The following is a 24,239-nucleotide window of genomic DNA, read 5'->3' on the forward strand; positions in this document are numbered from 1 at the left end:
CCGCCTTGTTCTCTACCGTCATCCTGAACTTGTTTAGCTGCGCTGGCCTTCGGTTCAGGGTCCATCGGGCAGTTGGTGCCGGAAGGTCGTGTCGCCAACGGCCCCGTCGGTTCGCTGATTGAGAAACAGCGCTTGCTGCACGATGGACCCTGAGCCGAAGGCCAGCGCAGCTAAACAAGTTCAGGGTGACGCCGTGTGATACGCGCGGTTTGGGAGAGAACACAATGCACAAGCTATCCCTCGCCTCCGGCGTCCTGCCCGAATTCGGCGCGGTGGACGTGATCGAGGCAGGCGCCGCCGCCGGGTTCGATGCGGTCGGCCTCTGGGTCGATCCGCTGGAATGGACCGCGCAGCATACCCGCGATGCGCGTGCAGCATTGCAGCGCACCTGCCTGCCCGTGCTCGACGTCGAGGTCGTGTGGATTCGCCCCGACACCACGCTCGACGATCACCGCAAGGTGCTGGACGTCGGCGCGCAGCTCGGCGCGGCGAACGTGCTTTGCGTATCCTCGCACGAGGAGGGCGAGACGATCGAGCGCCTCTCCGCCTTGTGCCGCCATGCCGAGGGTTCGGGAATGCGCGTGGCGCTGGAATTCGGCATATTCACCGAGGTGAAGGATTTGACGCAGGCGCTCGGCATTGTCGACCGGGTGGGACATCCCTTGCGCGCGGTGCTGGTCGATCCGATCCACGTCGATCGCTCCGGCACGACGGTCGATCAGATCGCGGCCATCGATCCGGCGCTGCTGCCTTACGCCCAGTTCTGCGACGCGCGGGCCGAGCGGCCCGATCCGGCGAACTTCGACGCGATCATCACCGACGCCATCGATCTGCGCGAACAGCCGGGCGAGGGCGCGCTGCCGCTTGCGGCAATGCTGCAGGCCCTGCCGCAAGGGATTCCGCTGTCGCTGGAACTGCGCTCGGCGGCGCTGCGAGAGGCGTTCTCGCACCCGGCGCTGCGGGCGAAGGCTGTGCTTGACGGGATGCGCGAATGGATGGGCGTGCTGGCATGACGGTGACCGTGATCACGCTCCTCAAGCGCCGCGAAGGCATGAGCGTCGAGGACTTCCGCGCCTACTACGAAAGCAGCCACCGGGTGATCGGCGAGAAGGTGCTGGCGGGCTACGCCACGCGCTACGTACGCCGTTTCCTCTCGCCGATGGACGGGACGGATCAGCCGTTCGATCATGATGTAGTGATGGAAATCGACTTCCCCGACGCGGCGACGCGCGACGCCTGTTTTGCCGCGCTGGGCGATCCGCAGGTCGCCGCGATGATCGCGGAGGACGAGGAAAACCTGTTCGAACGCAGCCGCGTCCGCGCCTTCACCGTGACCGAGAGCGCATCGGTGATGCCTCCGGTCGGATAACTCCTCTTCGTCATTGCGAGCGAAGCGAAGCAATCCAGGGCCGAGCAAACAGTTCTGGATTGCTTCGCTTCGCTCGCAATGACGAAGGCGTCAGGCCGACTTGCGGGCGGCGCGCTCGCTGGGACGGAAACCGATCTCGGCGAGCAAGTCCATCAGACGCTGGCCGTCGGCGCGGACGCGATCGCGCCATTCCTTGTGGTCGAGGTGGCCCAGCACCGAGCGCTGGAACAACCCGGCTTCCCGCACGGCATCGCGGAGCAGGGCGGCGGGCACAGCATCGGCGTCCACCGTGCCGCTCTCGATGGCACGGATCTCGACGACGCGCGCCACCTGCTGGGCACGACTGCGGTTGAGGGTGTTCATATCCACGTTTCAGGCTCCCGGGCGGGGGCGGCGTCGCGACCGATACCGCGCTGTCTCTCAATCCGGGAACACGGCCGGGCCGATTAAGTTTCGGTTCATCCGGCGAATTAGGGCTTCGCGTTGAAATTTTTTCCTTTGCGTTCAAATGTGAACGCGGAAAGTCAGGCGTGGATCGGCAGGATTTCCGGCGTTTCGTGGATCTCCAGAATCTCGAAGACATTGCCGAAGAAGTCGCGGCAATAAGTTCCGGCATAGCCGTGTTTCACGCCGCTCGCATCGACGGTGATGCCCTCCATCGCAGGCGGCGTGTGCACCGGCAGGCCCGCCGCGACGATCCGTTCGTGGACGGCAAGGACGTCCTCAACCTGCAGCGCCATATGGGTATAGCCGTATTCGTTGACGCCCCGGCGCGGGTCCTGCGGGGCCTGCTTCGGGGCGTCGTACTGGAAGACCTCGATCTGGAGATTGCCGAGGCGGCAGAAGAACTGGTTGGCGGCGCTGCCCTCGAGGCCCACCACTTCGTCGATGAAGGGGTTGTCGGACCAGCTCAGCGGCTCGACTTCCTCGGCCGCGCCGAGGATGTCCAGGTAGAACTCGCGCGCCTTGCCCAGATCGGGCACCGAAACGCCGATGTGGTGGACGCCGATGATGCCGGGCAGTTTCTGGGCCATGCGCTGCTCCTCCTTTTCAGACTTGGCTGAACCCGCCGTCCATCACCAGTTCGTCGCAGGTCATGAAGCTCGACGCGCTGGAGGCGAGGAACACCACGCCGCCCGCCATTTCCTCCGGCTTGCCGAGACGGCCGATCGGGTGCGCGACGTTCATCGCCGCGATCGAGGCTTCGCGTGAGGGCGCAGCGCCAAGGTCGATGTAGCGGTCCATGATCGAGTTCAGCATCGGCGTGTCGATTCCGCCGGGGTGCACCGAGTTGACGCGGATGTTGTACTTGAGCGCGGCGAACTCTGCGCCCAGGCACTTCGAAAGCATCTTGATCGCGGCCTTGCTGACGCAATAGGCGGCATTGAACGCCGCGCCGCGCAGGCCGCCGACGCTCGAGAAGTTGATGACCGAGGCGCCCGAGGCCCGCGCCTTACCACCTTCCTGAAGCAGACCCAGCATGACCTGCGTGCCGATGATCGCCGAGTCGACGTTGATCGCGTTGACCTTGTGGAACTCGCTGAGCGGCGTGTCCTCGAACTTCGTCACGATCGAGAAGCCCGCGTTGTTCACCAGCGCATCGAGGCGACCGTACTTTTCGCGCACCAGCGCCTCCACCGCGCGCCAGTCGGCCTCGCTGGTGACGTCGTGCCTGAGATAGTGGTCGGCGCCTTCGATGTCTGCGCTGTCCTTGAGGTCGGTGGCGATCACGGTGGCGCCGGCGGCCTTCATGGCCTTGACGATCTCGCGGCCGATGCCGCCGGCAGCGCCGGTGACGACGGCGATCACGTCGGGAAGGGCGATGGTCATTGGTGTTCTCTCCCGTATGCTTACGGCCGCCGGGGCTTCGACAAGCTCAGCCTGAGCGGAATATGAAAAACCTGCTTCAATTTCCGCTCAGGCTGAGCTTGTCGAAGCCCCCCGAGACGGGGCGCACTATTGCGCGGTCCAGCCGCCATCGACGACAAGCTCGGCGCCGGTCATGTACGAACTGTCTGAAGACGCTAGGAAATAGACCGCGCTTGCCAGTTCGGCGGGGTCCGCGAGGCGCCCGATCGGGGTCTTGCTGGACATCAGATCGACCAGATCCTGCGCCTTGCTGGCGACGCCCTTGTCCACCCAGCGCTGGAAGCCCTCCTGCAGCAGCGGCGTCATCACGAAGCCGGGATGCAGCGAATTTGCGCGGATCGGCATCTTCTTTTCGGCGAATTCCAGCGCGATGGACTTGGTGAACAGCCGCACCGCGCCCTTGCTGGCGTTGTAGCCCGAAACCTCGCTCATGCCGACGAGGCCCATGATCGAACTGACGTTGATGATCGAGGCACCGCCCCGGAAATCCGCCCCGCTCGCGGCCATCAGCGGCACGAACGTCCGCACGCCGAGGAACACGCCGTCGACGTTGATGCTCATGATCCGGCGCCAGCCCTCCAGCGAGGTTTCCGCCACCGGGCCGGTCAGGTCGATCCCGGCATTGTTGACCAGGATGTGCAGCTTTCCGTGCCTTTCGGTCACGGCGGCGAGGACCTTGGCCCAGTCGTCCTCGCTGGCGACATTGGCGCTGACGTAGCTGGCAGCCTGCCCCAGACGGGCGAGCGTGGCGGCGGCATACTCGGTGTCCGGCGCCTCGAGGTCGGTGAGGACCACCTCGGCGCCTTCGGCCAGGAACCGCTCGACGCAGGCGAGGCCGATGCCGCGCAGTCCGCCGGAAACCAGCGCCACGCGGCCCTTCAGCCGCTGCGAACCCAGTTCTTCGCTCATACGCCGTTCATCCCTGCGGTGGACGCGCCGTCCATGGTGAATTCGCTGCCCGAACAGAACCTTGCCTCATCACTGCCGAGCCACGCGACCATCCCTGCGACTTCGCCCACAGAGGCCATGCGGCCCATCGGCGATAGGCCCTCATAGGCGGCGCGGGTGGCGACGGGATCGCCCGATTTCTCGATAAGGTTGACGATCATCGCCGTCTCGACGACGCCCGGCAGCACCGCATTGACGCGGATCTGGTACTTCTGGTTGCCCGAGTGCACCGCCGACGCCTTGACCAGCGCGATTACGGCGGCCTTCGACACCGAATAGGCCACGAAGTTGCCCATCGCCCGGTGCGCGTTCATCGAGGAATTGACGATGATCGAGCCCACCGGCCCTTTCGGGTTCTTCGCCATGGCCCGCATCGCGTGCTGCACGGTCAGCATGACGCCGGTGAGGTTGACCCCCATGACGTTGTTCCAGCCCTCGATCGAGATGCTCTCGATGCTGCCGTCGCCGCTTTCGGTCCCGGCATTGGCGAAGGCGATGTCGAGCCGCCCGTGCTTTTCGAGGATCTGTGCCATCAGGCCGTCCCACGCCGCCGCGTCGGTGACGTTGTGCTTCACGAACTCGGCGCCAGTCGCGGCGCACAGGGCATCCGCCGCCGCCTGGTTGGAGCCGGTGAAAATGACTTTCGCCCCGTCGGCGCACAGACGCTCGACAGTGCCCGCGCCGATGCCGGAGGTTCCTCCGGTGACCAGCGCCACCTTGCCTTCAAGCCGCTTCACGGCATTCTCCCAATAACCATTCGGAGCCAACATGGCCCATCCGCGCCGGTCCACAACCTATGATTTTGAGCAAGGTGACTTGTGCTGCAGCGGGGTGCAGAAATGGCGACAAACAGGGAAATGCGTTCTTGGGAGATTGAACGACCATGGCCGATCGGGATCCGGAAATCGCCGGAAAGCTGGGTGAAGACCGCAGCGAAGGCATCAGCTGGGCGGAACTGATGGCGCAGGATTCGCGCACCCCGCCCGCGATTCTGACTGACGAGAGCTATACCTACCGCGGTTCGGAGGCGATTCCCGCCGAACGCTACACCAGCGAGGAATTCGCCAGGCTCGAACGCGAGCGGATGTGGCCCTACGTGTGGCAGTTCGTCGCGCGCGAGGAAGACCTGCCCGATCCGGGCGACTTCATCGTCTATGAGAACGCCGGGCGTTCCTACCTCGTCAGCCGTCAGGACGACGGCTCGATCCGGGCGATGCACAACGTCTGCCTCCATCGCGGCCGCAAGCTGCGCACCGAGGAAGGTGCGGCCGACAAGTTCGTCTGCCCGTTCCATGGTTTCGCGTGGAAGAAGGACGGCAGCTTCGATTCGATGCCCTGCCAGTGGGACTTCCCGCACTTGGCCGAAAAGGACCTCGACCTGCCTGCCGCCGAAGTCGGCCGCTGGTCCGGCTATGTCTTCATTCGCGAGGAATCGGGCGGGCCGAGCCTCGAGGAATTCCTCGCTCCGCTGCCCGAGCACTTCAAGCGCTGGCGGCACGAGGAATGTGCCAGCGTCATGCGCGTGGCCAAGGAAGTCCCGGCCAACTGGAAGGTGGTGATGGAGGCCTTCATGGAGGCCTGGCACACCATCGTCACCCACCCGCAGCTGCTGCCGTTCACGGGCGATTCCAACGCCGCCTACTGGACCTGGGGCGACAACGTGAACGTCAACCTGGTGCCCTTCGGCGTGATGAGCCCGCACATCGCGGAAGGGCAGGGCGAGCAGTGGATCGTCGACGAGTTCATCAAGTACAACGGCCGCTCCGGCGACAACTACGAGGGTGAGGCGCACGCCAATCCGATGGCGATCAAGGTGCCCGAGGGCATGACCGCCCGCGCCGCGCTGGGTGCCGCCATGCGTGCCGCCTATACCGAAAGCACTGGCTACGACCACGAAAGCGCCACCGACGCAGAACTGCTCGACGGGCTGGTCTACAACGTGTTCCCGAACTTCGCGCCCTGGGGCGGGTACATGCCGAACATCGTCTACAACTGGCTGCCCGGCAAGACGCCCGACACCTGCATCATGGAAGTGCGCATCCTCGCGCGCATTCCCAAGGGACAGCCGATCCCGCGCGGCGCGCCGCTCAAGATGTTGCGGCTCGACCAGAAGTGGACCGAGGCGCCGGAACTCGGCATTCTGGGCGACGTGTTCGAGCAGGACATGGACAACCTGCCTTACGTGCAGGACGGCCTTCATGCCTCGAAGAACGGCAAGGTGAACCTCGGCAACTACCAGGAAATCCGCATCCGCCAGTTCCAGGACACGATGATGAAGTACATCAACGGTGATCTTGGGGGCGACCTCGGCGGGGCTCCGACGGCATGAGTGAAGCTGAAGGCGCGCATCCACCGCGCATAAACTGCGTCCTCATCTGCGGCGGCGTGTGGCACGACATGGACTTCGCACGGCTGGAGCTTTTGAAGCTCCTCGCCGAAGACCCCAGCGTGCGCACCCGCGTGTTCGAGGATTACGAAAACCTCGACGCGCTGCGGCAGGCGGACATCCTCATCACCTATACCTGCGACGTCACGCCCTCGCTGGCGGCGCAGGAGGTGCTGCGCGACTGGCTGAAGGCGGGCGGGCGCTGGCATGCGCTGCACGGCACCAACTCGGTGCTGCGCCTGCTGTCCGAAGGGCCGGACAAGGGTCTGTGGGACGCCCCGCGCTGGGCGCCGCTGTTCATGGACATGCTGGGTTCGCAGTTCATCTCGCACCCGCCGATCGCGCCCTACACGGTGACCGTGGCCGATCCCGGGCACCCGCTGGTGGCGGGCATCGAGCCGTTCGAGACGACCGACGAACTCTACCACATGGAGACGCACGGCCATCTCCACGTCCTGCTGGAGACCGACTGCACCGTGGAGGGCACCGGCTTTGTCGAGGCGGCCGACGCGCTGGGCAAGCAGCCGGTGATGTACCTCAAGGGCCACGGCAAAGGCGCGGTACTCTACAACACGCTGGGGCACTGCCGGGGGCATTATGACCTCCAGCCGATGCTCGACTGGTGGCCGACGGTGGACCGCTGCGCGTGGGACCTGCCGGTCTTCTACGAGTTGCTGCGCCGGGGCATCGCCTGGCTCAAGCAGTGCGGGAAGTGAGACGCGGCGCCGGGGGCTGCCCCGGCGCCGCCCCCGCTCAATCGACCTTGAACGGAAGCGCTCCGGTTTCATCCGACCGCGTCGGCCACAGGATAGTCAGAGCGATCCGGGCGAATTTCCAGCGGCCGTCCTGCCGGACATAGTGGTCGTCATAGCGCCCGATCAGCAGCAGCGGGTTCGCCTCTCCACCGGGCGTGACGATGGCCGAGCCTGCATGCTGGCGCGTGACGAGATCGAGCAGCAGGCAATGCCCGCGCGCGGTATCCGGCCCCGTCAGTTCGATGGCGTGATTGGCGACGTAGTGCAGCGTCTCCAGCGGCGCGCGCAGGTGCTTCCAGTGCTGGCGATAGAGGCCGAGCACCGCCTCGACGCCTTCGTAGGGCTCCGGAAACTCGCATAGGATGTCGTCGGCGAAATTGCGGCGCACCGCAGCCTCGTCCATCGTGTCGAAGGCGGCCGAGTAATCCACGCGAAGCTGGCGGATCTCCTCGCGCGCGATCAGGTCTTCAAGAGTCATCATCTTCTCCCGCTTGTGATTATTCCTTGGTCGAGGCGCGCTTGAGGCGGGTGATCTTCTTCTGGATCGCCGCCAGCTTGCGCATGTAGGTCTCGCGAATGTCGCCGGTCAGCAGCAGCGCCGCGCTCTGCAGGAAGCAGGCGTGCAGTTCGGCGCGGCACTGGTCACCCGCGCACTGGCCCAGCGACCAGCGGCGGTAGACCACGAATTCGTGCATGACGTGGGTATCGACCAGCGAGGCGAGGTCGAGATCATCGCGCACGTGGCCTTTCGCGCGCTGCAGGTCGAGCCAGCCTGAAAAGCGCGTGTGTGCCACCGAAGTCAGCTCGCGCACTTCCAGTTCGCGCGGTTCGGGCGCGAAGACGAAGTCGATCACCACCCGGGCGTAGAGACTGTCGCGCTCAAGCTCGCTGACCATCCAGTCGAGTTCGCGGAACACCACCTCCAGCGTGTAAGTCGCGCCGCGCCTGGCGATGTGCTCGCGCACCTCGACCATGCGATCGACGACGGTGGCGCTGATCACGCCGTCCTTGTCGCCGAACAGGCGGTAGAGTGTGCGCTGTGCCACCCCGGCGTCCTCGGACAGTCGCCGGATGGTCAGCGCCGCGACTCCGCCTTCGCCGAGGATGCGGTGCGCGGTGTCGACGATGCGCGCGCGCCGCTCGGTCATGGCCGGGCTGGTGTAGCGGCGGCGAATCACGGGCGCTTTTTTCGCGATCACGTCTTGCATCGCAGCAATGCCCCCCGGCGTGGCGGTTCTCTTTTCATTACCGCGAGAAACGTGAACTTCGCCGCTCTCCAAGACAATCCCCTCCGCTCCATCACCGCTGCACTGCGGTAAAACAAATCATACATGAATGTTTTTTATGTCTTCACAAAAATGATCATCTGTACTCATTTATGCCTGCCCGGCGAAAAAGTCGGCACGTGATTCGAACTGCCCATGACCAAACGAAGGCAGTCGGTTCGGAGGGGAAGAACATGATCGGCAAACGACACCTGAATTGCGTCTTCACGACTTTTGCCACGGGGCTTCTGGCCAGCGTCAGCACCACCGCGATGGCCCAATCGGCGGCTCCACAGGCGGCTCCGCAGGCCGATCCGCCACCGCAGCAGGGCGGGCTCGAGGACATCGTCGTCACCGCGCGGCGCATCTCGGAATCGCTGCAGGATACGCCGGTGGCGGTGTCCGCCTTCACCGAGACCGCGATCCAGAACAAGTTCGCCACCGACATTCGCGCGCTGGCGGGCGACGTGCCCAACGTCGTCATCACCAACGTGCCGGGCTTCAACGCCGCCTCGATCGGCATTCGCGGCCAGTCCACCGGCGACATCATCCTGACCTTCGAGCCCGCCGTCGGCGTGGTGGTGGACGACTTCGTGCTCGCCCACGTCCAGACCCAGCTGTTCGACCTGTTCGACGTCGAGCGCATCGAAGTGCTGCGCGGTCCGCAGGGCACGCTGTTCGGCAAGAACACTGTGGGCGGCGTCGTCAACGTCATCACCAAGAAGCCCGAACCCGGCTTCAGCGGCGAAGTGCGGCTCGGCTATTCCAGCTTCAACACCAAGGACGTGAAGGCCGCGATCAATATTCCGCTGGCCGAGAACCTCTACTTCCGCGCGGCGGGATCGTTCCAGGAGAGCGACGGATACTATCGCCTGACCAAGAACAACGACGTCGACGGCTTCGAGGGCGTGCCCGGACGCGGCCAGCGCTGGGGCGGATCGCGCTACTTCAGCGGCCGCGCCAAGCTGCTGTGGGAGCCGACCGACGACACCAACATCCTGCTGACCTACGAACTGCTGCGTGACCGCGGTGATTCCCCGCCCTCGGTCAACGAGACGCCTCCGGGCTTCCTGATCGACGTTGTCGGCTTTCCCGGCATCCAGACGACCGGCGGCAGTCCGTTCCACACCGGTACGACGCTGTGCGAAGGCTCTGCCACCGCGCCGACTTGCGTGGGCACGCTGAAGGGCCACCGCATCGATGTCGACGGCGTCTACCTGCGCGGCGAGCATTCGGTCGATGACGTCGGTACGATCACCGTCGTCGGCGGCTGGCGGCGGGTGCAGTCCAAGCTGCCTTCGGACTATACCGGCGAGAATGCCTACCTGTTCGTCTCCACCCGCGAGGACGTGCGCAAGCAGTACAGCCTCGAGGCGCGGTTCAGTTCCGATTTCTCCGACGTGCTCAAGTTCACCGTGGGCGGCATGTACTGGGGGCAAAAGCTGGATGCCAACGCCACCAGCTTCCTCGGCTTCCTGCGCTTCCTGGGCGATCCCACCGCGTTGACCGACCCGAACCAGTCGACCGCGAACTACAAGGTGGACAGCTACGCCGTGTTCGGCGAGGCGGAGTACAAGCTGGCCGATCCGCTGGCCGTCTTCGTCGGTGCGCGCTACACCAAGGAGAGCAAGGACTTCGCCGTCCAGCCGCAGGTCCGCCGCTCGCTGATCGAGACCGGTTTCTGGCCGCAGTACAGCGACAGCAAGAAGTTCTCCAAGCCCACCGTGCGGGCCGGCTATCGCTGGGAGATCGCGCCGGGGATCAACAACTACTTCACGTACAGCCAGGGCTACAAGTCGGGCGGTTACAACGAACAGGCCATGTCGGCGACCTCGGCCCTGCCGTTCCGTGAGGAGACGGCCGACAGCTTCGAACTGGGCTTCAAGACCGAGACGGCCGACCGCAAGCTGCGCGTCAACATTGCGGCGTTCTATGTGAAGTACAACGATCTGCAGCGCGACGCGGTGGTGCCCTTTATCGACCCGATCACCGGACTGCCGGGGCAGGAGACGCGCACCACCAATGCCGGCAAGGCCCATGTGAAGGGCATCGAACTGGAAATCTCAGCCGCGCCCGTGCCGGGCCTGACGCTGGGCGCTTCGGTGGGCTGGCAGAAGGCGAAGTACGACGAATTCAGCACCGACGTGGACGGCGACGGGGTGAATGACGACGCTTCCTATCTCAAGCTGCGCAACACCCCCAAGTGGACGGCCAGCGGCAGCGCGCACTATGAATTCCCGCCGACCGACTGGGGTGTCGTCTCGCTCAATGCGGACATCAATTACCAGGCGCAGTACGAATCCACGACGCTCAATGCCGACTACTCGCAGGGACAGGCGCGCACGCTGGTTGGCGCGAGCATCGGCTGGACCGATCCCGACGAACGCTATCGCATCGCGGTGTTCGGCCGGAACCTGCTGGACGAGGTGTACCGCGTCTCGGCGAACTCGGTCGCCGGACTGTTCAACTTCACCAATTACGCCCCGCCGCGAAGCTTCGGCGTCGAAGGCTCGGTGAAGTTCTGAAGCATGGCGGCGGCGCTCCCCTCACGGGCAGGTGCGGGCCTGCGCCGAGCCGGCCTTCCCCTGCGGTTTCGTGCGCCGCAGGGGAAGTTCTCAAGGCAGCTTGTGCGGACGGCCGGCCCCTGCGGGGACGAGGTCGAAAGCGAAGCTGACGCGCTCCTTCTCGCCCCCAAAAGGCAGCGTCGCGTGCCACAGGTAGGACGGGAACAGGATCATCCGCCCTGCGCGGGGCTTGTGCAGGACGGGTTTTCCGCCGCCGCCCAGTTCGGCGGGCAGCAGGCCGATGGCGAAGGCGCCTTCATCGCCGTCTCCCTCGAACTCGGGGTAGTAGACGCCGGAGAGCCAGTTGGGCGCATGGATATGCGGGCCGACCTCGCCGCCCGGGCGCAGGATCGTGCCCCACAGGGTCAGGGTCCATTCGGAGGGCAGGGCATGCAGGAACGCATGGTCGGCGCTGCCGGCCGCGCTCCGGGCGGAAAGGCGCGCATGGACGGCGGCAAGCTGCTCGCGCGCGATCCTGCCGAGCGCGCGCAGCGCCGGGGTCTCGGCATCGGCAAGGTCCGCGCTCTGGCGCCCCTGACGGGTGACAAGGCCCTCGGGCTCGAACGTCAGCGAAGGATGGGCGCGCAGTTCCTCGACCAGCGCGGCGTTGAACTGGGCAAGATCGTCAAAGCCCGGCGCGGCGGCGACGTCATGCACGCTCACGAAGCGGTCGAGCGCCATGATCCGCTCGCTCTCCGCGGTCCAGCCGAGCTGCTCGAATGCGGCAAGCGCCAGGGCGATCGGCGTGGTGACGCTGGGCTGGGTGGCGACGAGCCGGCCGCAGACGCCGAGGGCATCCTGCGCCTCGCCCGCGCGGATCAGCACGCGCACGAGGTTGACGCCAAGGGCATGGTTGGGCGCGGCGGGATCGAAGGCGCCGCGCATCACCTCGATAGCCCCGCCGAAGTCGCCCGCCTGCTCGCGCATCAGGCCGAGCTGGTTGGCTGCGCGCGGGTTGCGCGGCTGGGCACGCAGCACCTGGCCGACAAGGCGGGCGGCTTCGTCCTGCAGGCCCGAAGCCGCCAGCGCATCGACAAGATTGAGGGCGGTTTCGAGATGGCCCGGACGCAGTGCGAGAGATCGGCGGTAAGGCTCCACCGCATCGCCATGGCGGCCGAGCCGCGCCAGCGCCACGCCGGTGTTGTTGAGCGCGTCGGCGCCGTCGCCCGCGGCTGCGAGCACCTTGAGTGCTTCCGTGTACCTTTCGGCGGCGATCAGGCACGAGCCCAGGTTCGCCAGGGTCGCCGCATGTCCCGGCCGGAGGTCGAGCGCGGCGCCGAACGCCGTCAGCGCCTCGTCGAAGGCCCCGGCATTCTTGAGCGCGACGCCCAGGTTCTGATGTCTTCCGGCGTCGAGCGGATCGGCATCGCGCGCCTCGCGGAAAGCGCGCAGGGCGTCTTCGATCCGGCCGGTACGCTGAGCGACGATCCCCGCGAGCGTCAGTGCGTCGGCATTGCCCGGCTTCTCGGCCAGCAGGCGCTCGACCAGCGGGCGGGCGGCTTCCGGCTGCGGCCCCTGCGCGGCCTGCGCCGCTTCGGCCAGCATTTCCCCCCACATCACGAAAGGTCCTCTCAGGTATGATTGGTGTCATCATGCATGTCCGCACGAAGCCGGACAAGACGCAGCGCTTCATCGAGCTGACCACGCAACTCCAGAAGGACGTGCGCGCCAACGAGCCAGAGACGCTGCTGTTCCAGGTCATGCGCGCGCAGGAAGACCCCAACGCCTTCGGCTTCACCGAGATCTTTACGAGCATGGAGGCCAAGGAGGCCCACGCCAACCGCCCCTATCACGTCGCCATGTCGGCGGAAGGCTACGCCTGCCTCGACGGCGATCCCGACATCCGCGTCTTCGACCTGCTGGGCGAAGCCGTCAACGCCAATACCAATCCGGGAGTTCATGCATGACCGCTTCGCTTCAAGGCCGCATCGCCCTCGTCACCGGCTGCACAGGCGGCATCGGCAGCGAGATCACCCGGCAGCTGGTGGACGCGGGGGCCATCGTGATCGGTGCCGATCTTCCCGCACAGGCCGGATCGTGGAGCGGCGGCGAGTACCTCCAGCTCGATGTGACCGACGAGGGATCGTGGCAATCGGCGGTGGCGGCGGTGGAGCAGAAGCACGGCAGGCTCGACGTGCTGGTCCATGTCGCAGGTATCGTCGTCGTCGAAAAGATGGAGAATACGACGCTCGAGCAATGGCGCAAGCAGATGGCGGTCAACGTGGACGGCGTGTTCCTCGGCACCAAGGTGGCGGCGCAACTGCTGCGGCGTTCGGGCGAGACGTTGCCGCACGGGGCATCGGTGGTCGTTATCTCCTCGGTTGCGGGCAAGATCGGATCGCCGCTGCATGTGGGATACTGCACCTCCAAGGGTGCGGTGACGCTGTTCGTGAAGGCTTGCGCGATGGAGTTCTCCGCGCTGGGCTACAAGGTGCGGGTCAATTCGGTGCACCCCAGCGGCGTCAAGACCGGCATGGTCGAGCACATCCTCCAGCGCATCGTCGACAACGGTTTCGCCGCCAGCGTCGAGGAAGCCGCCGCCGGGCTGGCCCCCGCGCACCCGATCGGGCGCATGGCCGATCCCATCGACGTCGCCAAGACCGTGCGCTTCCTCGCCTCCGACGAGGCCGGGTACATGCACGGCTCGGAACTGATCGTCGACGGCGGGTTCACTGCGCAATGAGCGGCGTTGCAGGCAAGGTCGCCGTGGTAACCGGCGGCACCAGCGGCATCGGCGCTGCCGTATCGAAGCTGCTGACCGAGGCGGGCGCCAAGGTCGCGGTGCTGTCCGAGGTGCCGCAGGCCGAACTCGACAAGGCCGTGGCCGAGGGCACGCTGGCGCACGCGACGCAGGTGGACATCGCCGATGCCGATGCGGTCGCGGCGGCCGTGAAGGGCATCGAGGCTGCGCTCGGTCCCGTCACGCTGCTGGTCAACAACGCTGCGACCTGGGCGCCCAACCCGGTGCCCGAAAGCCCGCTCTCGTTGTTCGACCGGCATATCGACGTCAATCTCAAGGGCAGCTTCTACGTCACGCAGGCGGTGCTGCCCGCGATGATCGAGGCGGGCGGCGGGGCAATCGTGTTCATCGGCTCGGTCAGCGGCACCGCGGGCCGCGCGGGCGACAGCGCCTACAGCGCCTCGAAAGCCGGGGTCGCCATGCTGGCGCGCACGCTGGCGGCGGAGCTTGGCCCCAAGCGTATCCGCATCAACTGCGTGTGCCCCGGCGCGGTGGCGACGCCGCTGACCGCCAACTTGCGCACCCCCGAGGGCGAGCAGGCCATCGCCGCGCTGATGGAGGGCCATCCCAGCCCGCGCCGCCAGTTCTTCATGGACCCCGAGCAGATCGCCCAGCTCGTCTGCTTCCTGCTCGATGACAAGTCGAGCGCCGTCCACGGCGCTGTCATCCCCGCCGACGAGGGCCTTACCGCAACGATGTAATTCCCAACGAGAGGACAAGAACCATGACCGTTCAGCACGATGCCGGAAAACTCGGCGACCTCATCGTCAACATCAACGACTGCCACGAAGTCGCGCTCGGCACCGGCACTACGATCCGGCTGCTGCGCTACAGCGAGGAGACGGGCGACTGGGTGCTCTGGGTCCACATGGAGCCCGGCGCGACTTTCGCCCCGCACTGGCACCTTGGCCATGGGCAGTATTTCGTCACGAAGGGCGAACTGATCTACGACGTCGGCTCGGCGCCTGCGGGGACTTACGGGTACGAACCGATCGGCTCGCGCCACAACGAGGCGCGCTGCGACGAAGTGACCGAATATCTCTTCATGGGCCACGGCGCCGTCGCGTTCCTCGACGACGGGGGCGAGATCCGCTTCATCCTCAACCACGAATTCCTGCGCGACGTGGCCAAGGGCGAAGTCATCTCCAACGTCGCCAACGAGGGGCTGGAGGAAGCGGCATGACCGCACCCTCGAACCCCCGCGCCGACCGGCTGCGCACGATGATGGCGGCGGAGGGGCTGGACGCGGTCGTCCTCAGCCACCCGCATGACGTGCGCTATGCGGTCGGCTATCACTCGATCCTGGAACGCTGGCAGCAGATGGAGCCGATGGCCGCCGCCATCGTCTATGCCGACCCGGCGAAACCGCTGACGCTGGTGATCCCGGAGGCGAACCTTGGCCTCGTCGCGGTGCTCAACAAGGACGGTGACGCCTGCACTTTCGGAGAAGTGCGGACGTTCGACATGCTGAACTTCTGCGAGGTCAGCCGCTACATCGATCCCGATCGCAACGGCGGCCAGCTGGCCGAGGACGCCGCCGGGATGATGGGCGCGATCAGGGGCAGTTGCCAGCCCGACATCGCCGCCGCCATTGCCTTGGGCCTTGCCGATCACGGCATGGCGGGCAAGGCGATCGGCTTCGACGAGCACCGCGTCTCCGCGCGGATCACGGCCGCCGTTCCGCACGCATACTCCGACGTGCTCGACTTCATGATGCGGGTGCGTGTGGTGAAGACCCCCGGCGAACTGGCGCGCTACCGCAAGCTGGGCAAGCTGGCGGACCGCATCATCGCCCACGCCGGATCGCTGCTCCACGAAGGCGCCGACTGGAACGACGTGCAGGCACGCATCTGCGACTTCATGGTCCGCAACGAAGTAATCCCCGTCGACGAAGGCGCGATGCTGTTCGGCGGCGCCTACGAGGCGGACGAGTTCATCCCCGACCTGTTCCGCACGCGCGGCAACCGGGCCTTGCGGCGCGGCGACATCGTGATCCTGGAGACGCAGGGCATCCACGACGGCTTCTGGGTGGACATCAACCGCACCGCCGTCGTCGGCAGAGCCAGCGCCGAGTACCGCCACCAGCACGACGTCCTGCGCGACGCCTTCCTCAAGATGGTGGATCAGCTGCGCCCCGGCGTCTCCACCGCCAGTTTGCCCGCAATCGGCTACGAGCATTTGAAGGCGAACGGTATCGCCACGCCCGAGAAGCTGCTGGTGGTGGCGCATGGCATCGGCCTGATGCCGCTGGAAATCCCGCTGGCCTTCCCGGCGGCGGGGCTGGCCGGGGTCAAGCAGGGCTTCGTCATGGAGGAGGGGATGCTGATCTCGCTCGACAGCCTCTACTTCGGCGCGAAGCTGGGGCCGTGCCACATGGAGAATGTCTACGCGATCACCGCAGGCGCTCCCGAACCGATGTACGCGGCGCCGCTCGAATTGTTCGAAGCGCAGACCGAAGAAATTGGTGCCGCAGAACCTGCCCATACCTGAAGGAGAGAGCGATGACCGCCATCGGCGACAACGACCGCAGGCTTGAGAAGTACCGCCGGATGCAGCGCATCCGCCAGTTCGAGACCAAGGCCGAAGCCATCCATGCTGCAGGCGAAATCCCCGGCGCGCTGCACACTTATGCGGGGATGGAGGCCTCGGGCGTCGGCGCCTGCATGGCCCTGCGCGACGACGACTACATGGTCGGCACGCACCGCAGCCATGGCCATCCGATCGCCAAGGGCTCCATGCTGCGCCCGCTCATGGCGGAACTGCTCGGCAAGGCGACGGGCGTGTGCAAGGGCAAGGGCGGCTCGATGCACTTGTCCGACTTCGCGATGGGCAGCCTTGGCGAGACCAGCATCGTCGGCTCCGGCGGTCCGGTTGCTGCAGGTGCAGCATTGGGTGCGAAGCTGCAGGGGCTCGACCGCGTGGCGCTGTGCTTCTTCGGCGACGGCGCCTCCAGCGAAGGCGCGATCCACGAAGGCATGAACCTTGCCGCCGTGTGGAAGCTGCCCGCGATCTTCGTGTGCGAGAACAACCGCTTCGGCATGTCCACGCCGACCTCCGACGCCGTGGCGGGCGTCAACGTCGCGGACCGCGCGCACGGCTACGGCATCCCCGGCGTCATCGTCGACGGGCAGGACGTGGACGCGGTGGAAGAGGCCGTGCGCGAGGCGGTCGACCGCGCCCGCGCGGGCAAGGGGCCGACGCTGATCGAGACCAAGACCTACCGCTACCGCGACCACGCGGTGAACATGGGCCGCGACCTCACCCCGCGCGGGCCTGAGCATGACGACTGGGTCGCGCGCGATCCGATCACGCTCTACCGCGCGCGCCTCCTGTCCGATGGCGTGGCCGAAGGCGATCTCGACGCCATCGATGCCGCCATCGCCGAGGAAGTGACCGACTCGCTGAACTTCGCGCGCGAGAGCGCATATCCGGCCTTCGAGGAGGCCTTCGACCACGTCTTCGTCGATCGCCTGCCGATCCCCGCCGACGTTCTGGCGCACGTCTGAGAAGGAGCGAACCCATGCCCAGGATCACTTTCCTCGAAGCCATCCAGCAGGCCCAGGCCGAAGAGCTGGAGCGCGACCCCCGCGTCTTCATGATGGGCGAGGATATTCGCTGCAATGTCTTCGGCACCACCACCGGCTTCGTCGAGCGCTTCGGCGAGGAGCGCATCCGCGACACGCCGATCTCGGAGAACGGCTTCATCGGCGCGGCGGGCGGCGCGGCGATGGTGGGGATGCGGCCGATCGTCGATGCGACGCTGTCCTCGTTCCTCTATCCGGCGATGGACCAGATCTGCTCGATCATCGCCAAGTCCCGCTACATCTATGGCGGGCAGGCGAAGCTGCCGCTCGTGCTGCGCTCCTGCATGTTCTACGGCAACTCCAATGCTGCGCAGCATTCGGACCGGCCCTACCCGATGTTCATGAACATGCCGGGCCTCAAGATCATCTGCCCCTCCGATGCCGCCGACATGAAAGGGCTGCTCAAGTCCGCGATCCGTGACGACGATCCGGTGATGAGCTTCGAGGACGGCACCTGCTGGATGAACAAGGCCGAAGTGCCCGACGATCCCGACTTCCTGATCCCCATCGGCAAGGGCGACATCAAGCGCGAAGGCACCGACATCACCGTCGTCGCCATCGCTGGCGGGGTCAATGTCGCGCTCAAGGCCGCGAAGCAGCTGGCGGGCGAGGGCATCTCGCTGGAGGTCATCGACCCGCGAACGCTGGTCCCGCTCGACCGCGATCTGATCCTGCGTTCGGTGCGCAAGACCGGCCGCGCGATCTGCGTCGATCCGGCGAACCGCACCTGCAGCGCTGCCAGCGAGATCGCGGCCACCATCGTCGAGGAAGCCTTCGAGGCCCTGCGCGGGCCGGTGGTGCGGATCACGACTCCGGACACGCACCTGCCGTTCAGTCCGCTCATCGAAAAGCCGCTCTACCCCTCGGTGGAGCGCATCGTGAGTGCCGCCAGGCGCCTTGTGGGTGCCATTGAGTGCCAGCCAGCCTGAGGAGCGAACATGGCCGAATTCACGATGGTTTTGCCGCAATACGGCATGGGAATGCAGGACGGCGAGATCGTCCGCTGGCTGAAACAGCCGGGCGATCGGATAGAGGAAGGAGAGAATCTCGTCGAGGTGGAAGCCGCGAAAACAACGGTGGAGGTGCCTTCGCCAGTCTCCGGAACGCTGCTGCGCATCGTCGCGGAAGAGGGCGAGACGGTGGACGTGCGCGCCGCGATCGCGGTGATCGAAACGGGGTGAGGCAAGGCTGAAGGCTACCCATGATCCCGGGATAAGACCGGGACGACGCAGACGTTCCGGGAGAGGACGCGGACGATGAAGGACAGGAAGGAAGGCCGCTGGCTGCGTTGGCTGGCGGGGGCGGTACTGCTTGCCATCGGGGCCGTGCTGGTCGTCGGCGGGATCAGGCTTCTGACGCTGGGCGGATCGGCCTATTACCTCGCCGCCGGACTGGCTTGCGCGGGTTCGGGGGCGCTCCTCTGGCGCGGTGACGGGCGCGGGCTGCTGCTTTACGCGGCCATGCTGCTGGGCACCGTGGTCTGGGCCTTCTGGGAGGTCGGTACGCAGTTCTGGCAGCTGTTGCCGCGCCTTGCCGGGCCGACCGTGGTCGGCGCCGTTCTCGCGCTGCCGTGGCTGCGGCACCGACTGACCTGCGCTTCGGATGCCGCTACGCGGTGGGGCCTCGGCGCTGCCGTGCTGGTCGCGGCGCTGTCGCTGCTGGGTACATTCCTGACGGTGCCGGTCTTCGACGTATCACCGGGTCGCGTGGCCGTTCTTGCTCCGGCGAGCCCGGGAAGCGCCGAGTGGACGGACTACGGCGCCAACCTGTCAGGCACCCGCCATTCACCGGCAACGCAGATCACGCCCGCCAACGTCGCGAAGCTGGAACAGGCGTGGTCGTTCGAGACGGGCGATACCAAGGCCAAGCGGCCCGAGATCAAGTCCATCTCGTTCATGGCGACACCGCTCATGGTTGACGACAAGGTCGTGTTCTGCTCGCCAACCGGAAAGGTATTCGCACTCGATGCCGATACCGGCAGGCAGATCTGGCTGCGCGATCCCCATGCGAACATCGGGAATGCCCAGATGCTCAATTGTCGCGGGGTATCCTTCCACATGGACACCTCCGCCACCGGACTGTGCGCCAGGCGCATCATCAGCATGACGGTGGATGGCCGGTTGTTGGCGAGCGATCTGGCGACCGGAACGCCGTGTCCGGACTTCGGCAAGGCGGGGACGGTGAACCTGGATGAAGGATTGGGTGACGTGGATCCGTTCCGTTCCTATACGTCGTCGCCCCCGGTTATAGTGGGGAATACGGCGATCCTGGGCGCCTATGTGCGCGACAACTACACCAAGGACGACCCGTCGGGCGTCGTTCGCGCGTTTGACGTGAAGAGTGGCAAGCTGCTCTGGGCCTGGGACAGCGGGCGTCCCGACAATGCGCCGCCTCTCAGGCCCGGCGAAAACTGGACGCGCGGTTCGGTCAACGCCTGGACGGCGTTCAGTGCCGATCCGAAGCTGGGCCTTGTCTACGTGCCGACGGGCAACGCAACGCCGGACCATGTGGGCACGCATCGATCGCCGATGCTGGAGCGCTATGCCAGTTCGATAGTCGCTCTGGACGTGGCGACCGGGCGCGTGCGGTGGGCCTTTCAAACCGTGCATCATGACTTGTGGGACTATGACATTCGTCAAGCGCCCGCGGAGATGAACCGCATTCAAAATATTTGATGTATTACAATAATTTATGAATTGGCTGATGCGTGCAATTGCGACGTCTGATCATCGCTAGGAGCCATATAGGAGCCAGCCAGATTTCAATTCTGGCGAACCACGACGTACTTAGGCGCAGCATATGCCCACTTTACTTTAAGATTGTTGCTTTGGTGCTCGGGGCGAAGAAAGCGATTTGATAAACGATCGCAGGCCCGGTTGCTCTGGAGAGGGAACATTGTGGATATGGTAACGACGAGCGGAAAATGGGTGCGATTGCTAATCGCCGCGGTGCTGCTCGCGATCGGCGCAGTGCTGGTCGTCGGCGGTGCCGAGCTGCTGACCCTTGGCGGTTCGTTCTACTATTTCGCGGCGGGGCTTGCCTGTGTAATGTCCAGCGGACTGCTGGCACGAGGCAATCGGTGGGGACTTCTTGTCTACGCCGCCATGCTGGCCTTCACTGTGCTCTGGTCCTTCTGGGAAGTTGGCGCACAATTCTGGCAGCTTCTCCCTCGACTTGCCGGCCCAACGGTGATCGGTTTGCTGCTGGCGTTGCCGCAGATCCGCCGGCGCCTGACACCCGCTACCGATGCTGGGACGCGCTGGGGGCTGGGTTCGGTCGTCTGCTTGGCGGCACTTGTGCTGCTCGGCACTTTCCTGACCGTGCCGGTTTTCGACGTTTCATCCGATCGCACGATGGCGCTTTCCGCGCCCAGTCCTGCCGGCGCGGAATGGACCGATTACGGCGCGAACGTTTTCGGCACTCGCCATTCCCCGGCAGTACAAATCACACCCGCGAATGCCGCGAAGCTGGAACAGGCTTGGTCCTTCGAAACCGGCGATACCAAGGCGAAGCGGCCCGACATCAAGTCTATCTCGTTCATGGCGACGCCGCTGATGGTGGATGACAAGGTCGTGTTCTGTTCGCCGACCGGCAAGGTCTTCGCGCTCGATGCGGATACCGGCAAACAGATCTGGCTACGCGATCCGCACACGCGGATCGGCAATGCCCAGATGCTCAACTGCCGGGGCGTATCCTATCATGCCGATCCCGCTGCAATGGGCATCTGCGCCAAGCGCATCCTCAGCATGACCGTTGACGGCCGCTTTCTTGCCAGCGATCTTGCGACTGGCACGCCGTGTCCGGACTTCGGCAAGAACGGGACTGTGAACCTCGACGAGGGGCTGGGGGATGTGGACCCGTTCCGCTCCTACACCTCATCACCCCCGGTGATCGTCGGCAACACCGCAATTCTCGGCGCCTATGTACGGGACAACTACACCAAGGACGATCCCTCAGGCGTCGTGCGTGCGTTCGATGTGAAGACCGGCATGCTGCTTTGGGCCTGGGACAGCGGCCGTCCTGACGATGCGCCACCGCTCAAGCAGGGAGAGAAGTGGACGCGAGGCTCGGTCAATGCCTGGACGGCGTTCAGCGCCGACCCAACGCTTGGTCTTGTCTATGTGCCCACGGGCAATGCCACTCCGGATCACGTCGGTACTCATCGTTCGCCGATGCTGGAGCGCTATGCGAGTTCGTTGGTCGCGCTGGATGTGACGACTGGACGTGTGCGGTGGTCGTTCCAAACGGTGCACCACGACCTTTGGGACTACGACCTGCCGGCTCAATCGAGCATTGTCGATCTCGCGCTGAACGGTCGCAAGTCAGCGGCTTTGATCGTGCCGACCAAGAGGGGTGAGATATTCGTTCTTGATCGTGCGACTGGTAAGCCGCTGACCCCTGTCGAGGAGCGGCCGGTGCCCCGCGGCACTTTGCCCGGCGAACGCTATTCGCCCACGCAGCCCTATCCGACCGGGTTCGCGTCTTTCGCTCCGCCGCCGCTTACCGAGGCAGAAATGTGGGGTGCGACCCCGCTCGATCAGATGTGGTGCCGCATCCGCTTCCGCTCGCTGGATTACAAGGGCATGTTCACACCGCCCTCCGAACGCGGCATGCTGCAGTGGCCGGGCACCTTCGGCATCCTCAACTGGGGCAGTGTCAGCATCGATCCGCAGCGCCAACTGATGATCGTGAACTCCGCTGCGATCCCCCAGGAGGTGCGCCTATTTCGTCATGGCGCAAAAACCGATCGTCCGGCTATGGCAAAGGACTCCCACGCGCCCGGCTACCTGCCGCAATACGGAACGAATTACGGCGTCAGTCTACTGCCTATGCTCTCGCCATTGGGCATTCCCTGCGAGGCGCCGCCATGGGGTAAATTGGCCGCCGTTGACCTGCGGACCGGGCGGATCGCCTGGAGCCGTACCTTCGGCACCTCAGCTGATACTGCTCCGTTTGGCGTGGCGGTGCCGGGAGCCTTCAATCTTGGCGGATCCGCTACTACCGCTGGCGGCGTTACCTTCATTGGGGCAGCCATGGATAACTATCTGCGGGCCTTCGACACGGCGACCGGGAAGGAACTATGGAAGGGGCGGCTACCTGCAGGCGGACAGGCGACACCAATTACATATGTATCGCGAAAAAGCGGGCGGCAGTACGTTGTAATTGCCGCCGGTGGTCACGCGTACATGCGGACTAAGCCTGGTGACGCAATTGTTGCGTTCTCGCTTTCCTCAAGCACTCAGCGATGAATGTGGCTTTGTACTCGTGTAATCGAAAGAGCGTTGATCTGGTCATTTCTGAAGGTCGTTCAGGCAATAGAGAAGCCCAGCGGCCAAATTTAGCTCTGCTAATCCGTCTATCGGTGGCCTCGTTCTTTACCCGGTATCTCCGGCTGCATCGTAATCCCCGATCGAGAGACTTCTTTAGCGGCATCGTTATGACCGTCTCATGAGATTATCGTTATCAGGCTGGCGTTCTCAATCGGACGGTTACCCTGCAGCATTGTATGCAGCAGGAATTCGTCCCGATCGGAAGCATACTCACGTGCCGGTTGCGGCTAGCGCCTTATTGGTCAGTTGCTGATCTCGAAACAAATGCGACATTTATGCGCGCGGCAAGGCGGGCTATGCTCAGCGCACCACCCAGTCGTTCGTGGACGATCCTGAAGCTGAGACAGATTTCGAGTTTCAGGACCTAGCGGCGCAGCATGTCGGTGCGGGCTCCGAACGCATCGAAATTGGTACCTGCCTTCGCTGCTAGCGTAACCGATCGCTTGCACCCTATTTACGCGTCACAGGAAGGCAAGCTTGGTGGGCGGGCAGATCTGGCAATTGCGGCGGGAAAGGATGTTTCCGGCGTATCGACTGTCCTCGGTGTGCGTGCGAGTTTCTGATTTTCCATAAGATGCATGATCGGAGGGAGGGGCGAAAAGTTCGGGGCGTGGAATGCGGGTGGCCGCGCCCGAGCAAAATTCAAAACTGAGATGTGCTGTCGAACCTGCGATCTTCAGCCCATTTTTGAAGATCGGCTTGATCATACAGAACTCGTCTTCCAAATTTTCTGAATGGGGGTCCTCCTCCTACAACCCTTTGTTTCTCAAGTGTCCGAGGGGACAAGCGGAGGAAATCTGCAGCTTCAGAGTTGGTAAGGAAAGAGTTGGAATTCCTAATGTCGTCGCGGTCCATCTTGCTTAGGAACCTTTGCTTCTTGAGGAGGGTGTAGGCGGCATGGTTTTGCATGAGCCATTCTTCAGGAGACGTACATAGGGAAGGCATTTAACTGCCGGTTTTGACATTTCTCGCCTCTTATTGCTTCAAGCTTTTCCGCGGACGTCAAAGACGAATTTCGACTTAGGGTGTCGAGATCGAAGCTGATCAGTTGCGCGCCTCTCCAACGATTGTGAGGAACTGAATCGAAATTCCAATCAACTTGGCGAATAATCTGCATTTGCAATTGCTACGCGGTGCTATCGCTTGGCTGATCGCAACTCCAGGACGCGTCAGCCAATGGCCGCCCAGACGCCTGTCGCGAGGATAGTAAAGGCGCGCTAGGTTGGGTGGGGGTGTTAAGTCCGCAGTATTCGCACGAGCTGGCCGTCCGCGCGTTCTTCCCGGATGGTGACCTCCAAGAAAGATCCGCCACCCATGCCTGCATGCCATTATGCCCTGATGTCCCCATGCCCGGTTGATGAGCGAAGTGTCGAAGTTAGCGTCCGCGCTCGTGGTGTAATTTCCGGTGTAGGCGATGGTGTATTCCGGG

General features: G+C 64.7%; 25 protein-coding genes. 15 read left to right on the forward strand and 10 right to left on the reverse strand.

Annotated features, from left to right (window positions below; genetic code table 11):
* Positions 1 to 224: 224 nt before the first annotated feature.
* Positions 225 to 1,013: a sugar phosphate isomerase/epimerase family protein gene (locus tag ACODRZ_RS09170; RefSeq protein WP_488969985.1), complete on the forward strand. Its 789-nt coding sequence runs from the start codon at positions 225 to 227 to the stop codon at positions 1,011 to 1,013.
* Positions 1,010 to 1,369: an EthD domain-containing protein gene (locus ACODRZ_RS09175; protein ID WP_488969984.1), complete on the forward strand. Its 360-nt coding sequence runs from the start codon at positions 1,010 to 1,012 to the stop codon at positions 1,367 to 1,369. Before ACODRZ_RS09170 ends, ACODRZ_RS09175 begins: the two co-directional genes overlap by 4 nt.
* 90 nt (positions 1,370 to 1,459) lie before the next feature.
* Here ACODRZ_RS09175 and ACODRZ_RS09180 read toward each other — a convergent pair whose 3' ends face one another.
* From ACODRZ_RS09180 to ACODRZ_RS09200, 5 genes are all read right to left on the reverse strand, one after another.
* Positions 1,460 to 1,738: a hypothetical protein gene (locus ACODRZ_RS09180; protein ID WP_271183928.1), complete on the reverse strand. Its 279-nt coding sequence runs from the start codon at positions 1,736 to 1,738 to the stop codon at positions 1,460 to 1,462.
* A gap of 155 nt (positions 1,739 to 1,893) precedes the next feature.
* Positions 1,894 to 2,403 (reverse strand): VOC family protein, encoded by a 510-nt coding sequence (locus ACODRZ_RS09185; RefSeq protein ID WP_488969983.1) that lies wholly within the window; start codon positions 2,401 to 2,403, stop codon positions 1,894 to 1,896.
* 16 nt (positions 2,404 to 2,419) lie between these two features.
* The gene (locus ACODRZ_RS09190) at positions 2,420 to 3,199 is read right to left on the reverse strand and encodes an SDR family oxidoreductase (RefSeq protein ID WP_488969982.1); all 780 of its coding nucleotides are present in this window, start codon (positions 3,197 to 3,199) and stop codon (positions 2,420 to 2,422) included.
* A 126-nt stretch (positions 3,200 to 3,325) separates the two neighbouring features.
* Complete coding sequence (locus ACODRZ_RS09195) at positions 3,326 to 4,147, reverse strand: SDR family NAD(P)-dependent oxidoreductase (protein ID WP_488969981.1); 822 nt, start codon at positions 4,145 to 4,147, stop codon at positions 3,326 to 3,328.
* Positions 4,144 to 4,923, reverse strand: a complete 780-nt coding sequence (locus ACODRZ_RS09200; protein WP_488969980.1) for an SDR family NAD(P)-dependent oxidoreductase — start codon at positions 4,921 to 4,923, stop codon at positions 4,144 to 4,146. The genes ACODRZ_RS09195 and ACODRZ_RS09200 overlap by 4 nt, the downstream gene beginning before the upstream one ends.
* 146 nt (positions 4,924 to 5,069) lie before the next feature.
* On the opposite strand from ACODRZ_RS09200, the gene ACODRZ_RS09205 reads away from it, so the two are divergent.
* A complete protein-coding gene (locus tag ACODRZ_RS09205; RefSeq protein ID WP_488969979.1) occupies positions 5,070 to 6,515 on the forward strand; it encodes an aromatic ring-hydroxylating oxygenase subunit alpha in 1,446 nt (481 codons plus the stop codon).
* Entirely contained in the window at positions 6,512 to 7,288 is a 777-nt protein-coding gene (locus ACODRZ_RS09210; RefSeq protein ID WP_488969978.1) for a ThuA domain-containing protein, read from the forward strand. The genes ACODRZ_RS09205 and ACODRZ_RS09210 overlap by 4 nt, the downstream gene beginning before the upstream one ends.
* Positions 7,289 to 7,325: 37 nt before the next feature.
* Here the strand turns inward: ACODRZ_RS09210 and ACODRZ_RS09215 are convergent, their stop codons facing one another.
* Both ACODRZ_RS09215 and ACODRZ_RS09220 read right to left on the reverse strand, forming a co-directional pair.
* The gene (locus tag ACODRZ_RS09215; protein WP_488969977.1) at positions 7,326 to 7,805 is read right to left on the reverse strand and encodes a nuclear transport factor 2 family protein; all 480 of its coding nucleotides are present in this window, start codon (positions 7,803 to 7,805) and stop codon (positions 7,326 to 7,328) included.
* 19 nt (positions 7,806 to 7,824) lie between these two features.
* Positions 7,825 to 8,535 (reverse strand): TetR/AcrR family transcriptional regulator, encoded by a 711-nt coding sequence (locus ACODRZ_RS09220; RefSeq protein ID WP_488969976.1) that lies wholly within the window; start codon positions 8,533 to 8,535, stop codon positions 7,825 to 7,827.
* Between the two features lie 251 nt (positions 8,536 to 8,786).
* Here ACODRZ_RS09220 and ACODRZ_RS09225 point away from each other — a divergent pair, with 251 nt between their 5' ends.
* On the forward strand, positions 8,787 to 11,117 hold the full coding sequence (locus tag ACODRZ_RS09225; RefSeq protein ID WP_488969975.1) for a TonB-dependent receptor: 2,331 nt from the start codon (positions 8,787 to 8,789) through the stop codon (positions 11,115 to 11,117).
* 90 nt (positions 11,118 to 11,207) lie between these two features.
* Here the strand turns inward: ACODRZ_RS09225 and ACODRZ_RS09230 are convergent, their stop codons facing one another.
* Positions 11,208 to 12,713 (reverse strand): tetratricopeptide repeat protein, encoded by a 1,506-nt coding sequence (locus ACODRZ_RS09230; RefSeq protein WP_488970185.1) that lies wholly within the window; start codon positions 12,711 to 12,713, stop codon positions 11,208 to 11,210.
* Between the two features lie 20 nt (positions 12,714 to 12,733).
* Here ACODRZ_RS09230 and ACODRZ_RS09235 point away from each other — a divergent pair, with 20 nt between their 5' ends.
* The 10 genes from ACODRZ_RS09235 to ACODRZ_RS09280 all read left to right on the forward strand — a co-directional run bounded on the left by ACODRZ_RS09235 (position 12,734) and on the right by ACODRZ_RS09280 (position 22,729).
* Entirely contained in the window at positions 12,734 to 13,063 is a 330-nt protein-coding gene (locus tag ACODRZ_RS09235; protein ID WP_488969974.1) for a putative quinol monooxygenase, read from the forward strand.
* Positions 13,060 to 13,839, forward strand: a complete 780-nt coding sequence (locus tag ACODRZ_RS09240; protein WP_488969973.1) for an SDR family NAD(P)-dependent oxidoreductase — start codon at positions 13,060 to 13,062, stop codon at positions 13,837 to 13,839. Before ACODRZ_RS09235 ends, ACODRZ_RS09240 begins: the two co-directional genes overlap by 4 nt.
* Positions 13,836 to 14,597, forward strand: a complete 762-nt coding sequence (locus ACODRZ_RS09245; RefSeq protein WP_488969972.1) for an SDR family NAD(P)-dependent oxidoreductase — start codon at positions 13,836 to 13,838, stop codon at positions 14,595 to 14,597. The genes ACODRZ_RS09240 and ACODRZ_RS09245 overlap by 4 nt, the downstream gene beginning before the upstream one ends.
* Before the next feature lie 23 nt (positions 14,598 to 14,620).
* Entirely contained in the window at positions 14,621 to 15,079 is a 459-nt protein-coding gene (locus ACODRZ_RS09250) for a cupin domain-containing protein (RefSeq protein ID WP_488969971.1), read from the forward strand.
* Positions 15,076 to 16,386, forward strand: a complete 1,311-nt coding sequence (locus ACODRZ_RS09255) for a M24 family metallopeptidase (RefSeq protein WP_488969970.1) — start codon at positions 15,076 to 15,078, stop codon at positions 16,384 to 16,386. The genes ACODRZ_RS09250 and ACODRZ_RS09255 overlap by 4 nt, the downstream gene beginning before the upstream one ends.
* A gap of 11 nt (positions 16,387 to 16,397) precedes the next feature.
* Positions 16,398 to 17,402 (forward strand): thiamine pyrophosphate-dependent dehydrogenase E1 component subunit alpha, encoded by a 1,005-nt coding sequence (locus ACODRZ_RS09260; RefSeq protein WP_488969969.1) that lies wholly within the window; start codon positions 16,398 to 16,400, stop codon positions 17,400 to 17,402.
* A 14-nt stretch (positions 17,403 to 17,416) separates the two neighbouring features.
* Positions 17,417 to 18,409, forward strand: coding sequence for an alpha-ketoacid dehydrogenase subunit beta (locus tag ACODRZ_RS09265; protein ID WP_488969968.1), 993 nt, complete (start codon positions 17,417 to 17,419; stop codon positions 18,407 to 18,409).
* A 9-nt stretch (positions 18,410 to 18,418) separates the two neighbouring features.
* Positions 18,419 to 18,661, forward strand: a complete 243-nt coding sequence (locus tag ACODRZ_RS09270) for a biotin/lipoyl-containing protein (RefSeq protein WP_488969967.1) — start codon at positions 18,419 to 18,421, stop codon at positions 18,659 to 18,661.
* Between the two features lie 75 nt (positions 18,662 to 18,736).
* On the forward strand, positions 18,737 to 20,155 hold the full coding sequence (locus ACODRZ_RS09275) for an outer membrane protein assembly factor BamB family protein (RefSeq protein WP_488969966.1): 1,419 nt from the start codon (positions 18,737 to 18,739) through the stop codon (positions 20,153 to 20,155).
* 228 nt (positions 20,156 to 20,383) lie between these two features.
* Positions 20,384 to 22,729 carry a membrane-bound PQQ-dependent dehydrogenase, glucose/quinate/shikimate family gene (locus tag ACODRZ_RS09280; protein WP_488970184.1) on the forward strand — a complete coding sequence of 782 codons (2,346 nt, stop codon included), beginning with the start codon at positions 20,384 to 20,386 and terminating at the stop codon, positions 22,727 to 22,729.
* A 542-nt stretch (positions 22,730 to 23,271) separates the two neighbouring features.
* Here ACODRZ_RS09280 and ACODRZ_RS09285 read toward each other — a convergent pair.
* Positions 23,272 to 23,517 carry a hypothetical protein gene (locus ACODRZ_RS09285; RefSeq protein ID WP_488970191.1) on the reverse strand — a complete coding sequence of 82 codons (246 nt, stop codon included), beginning with the start codon at positions 23,515 to 23,517 and terminating at the stop codon, positions 23,272 to 23,274.
* Positions 23,453 to 23,755: a helix-turn-helix domain-containing protein gene (locus ACODRZ_RS09290; RefSeq protein WP_488986194.1), complete on the reverse strand. Its 303-nt coding sequence runs from the start codon at positions 23,753 to 23,755 to the stop codon at positions 23,453 to 23,455. Before ACODRZ_RS09290 ends, ACODRZ_RS09285 begins: the two co-directional genes overlap by 65 nt.
* Positions 23,756 to 24,239 lie beyond the last annotated feature (484 nt).

The sequence above is a fragment of the Novosphingobium sp. FG90 genome (assembly GCF_057808725.1).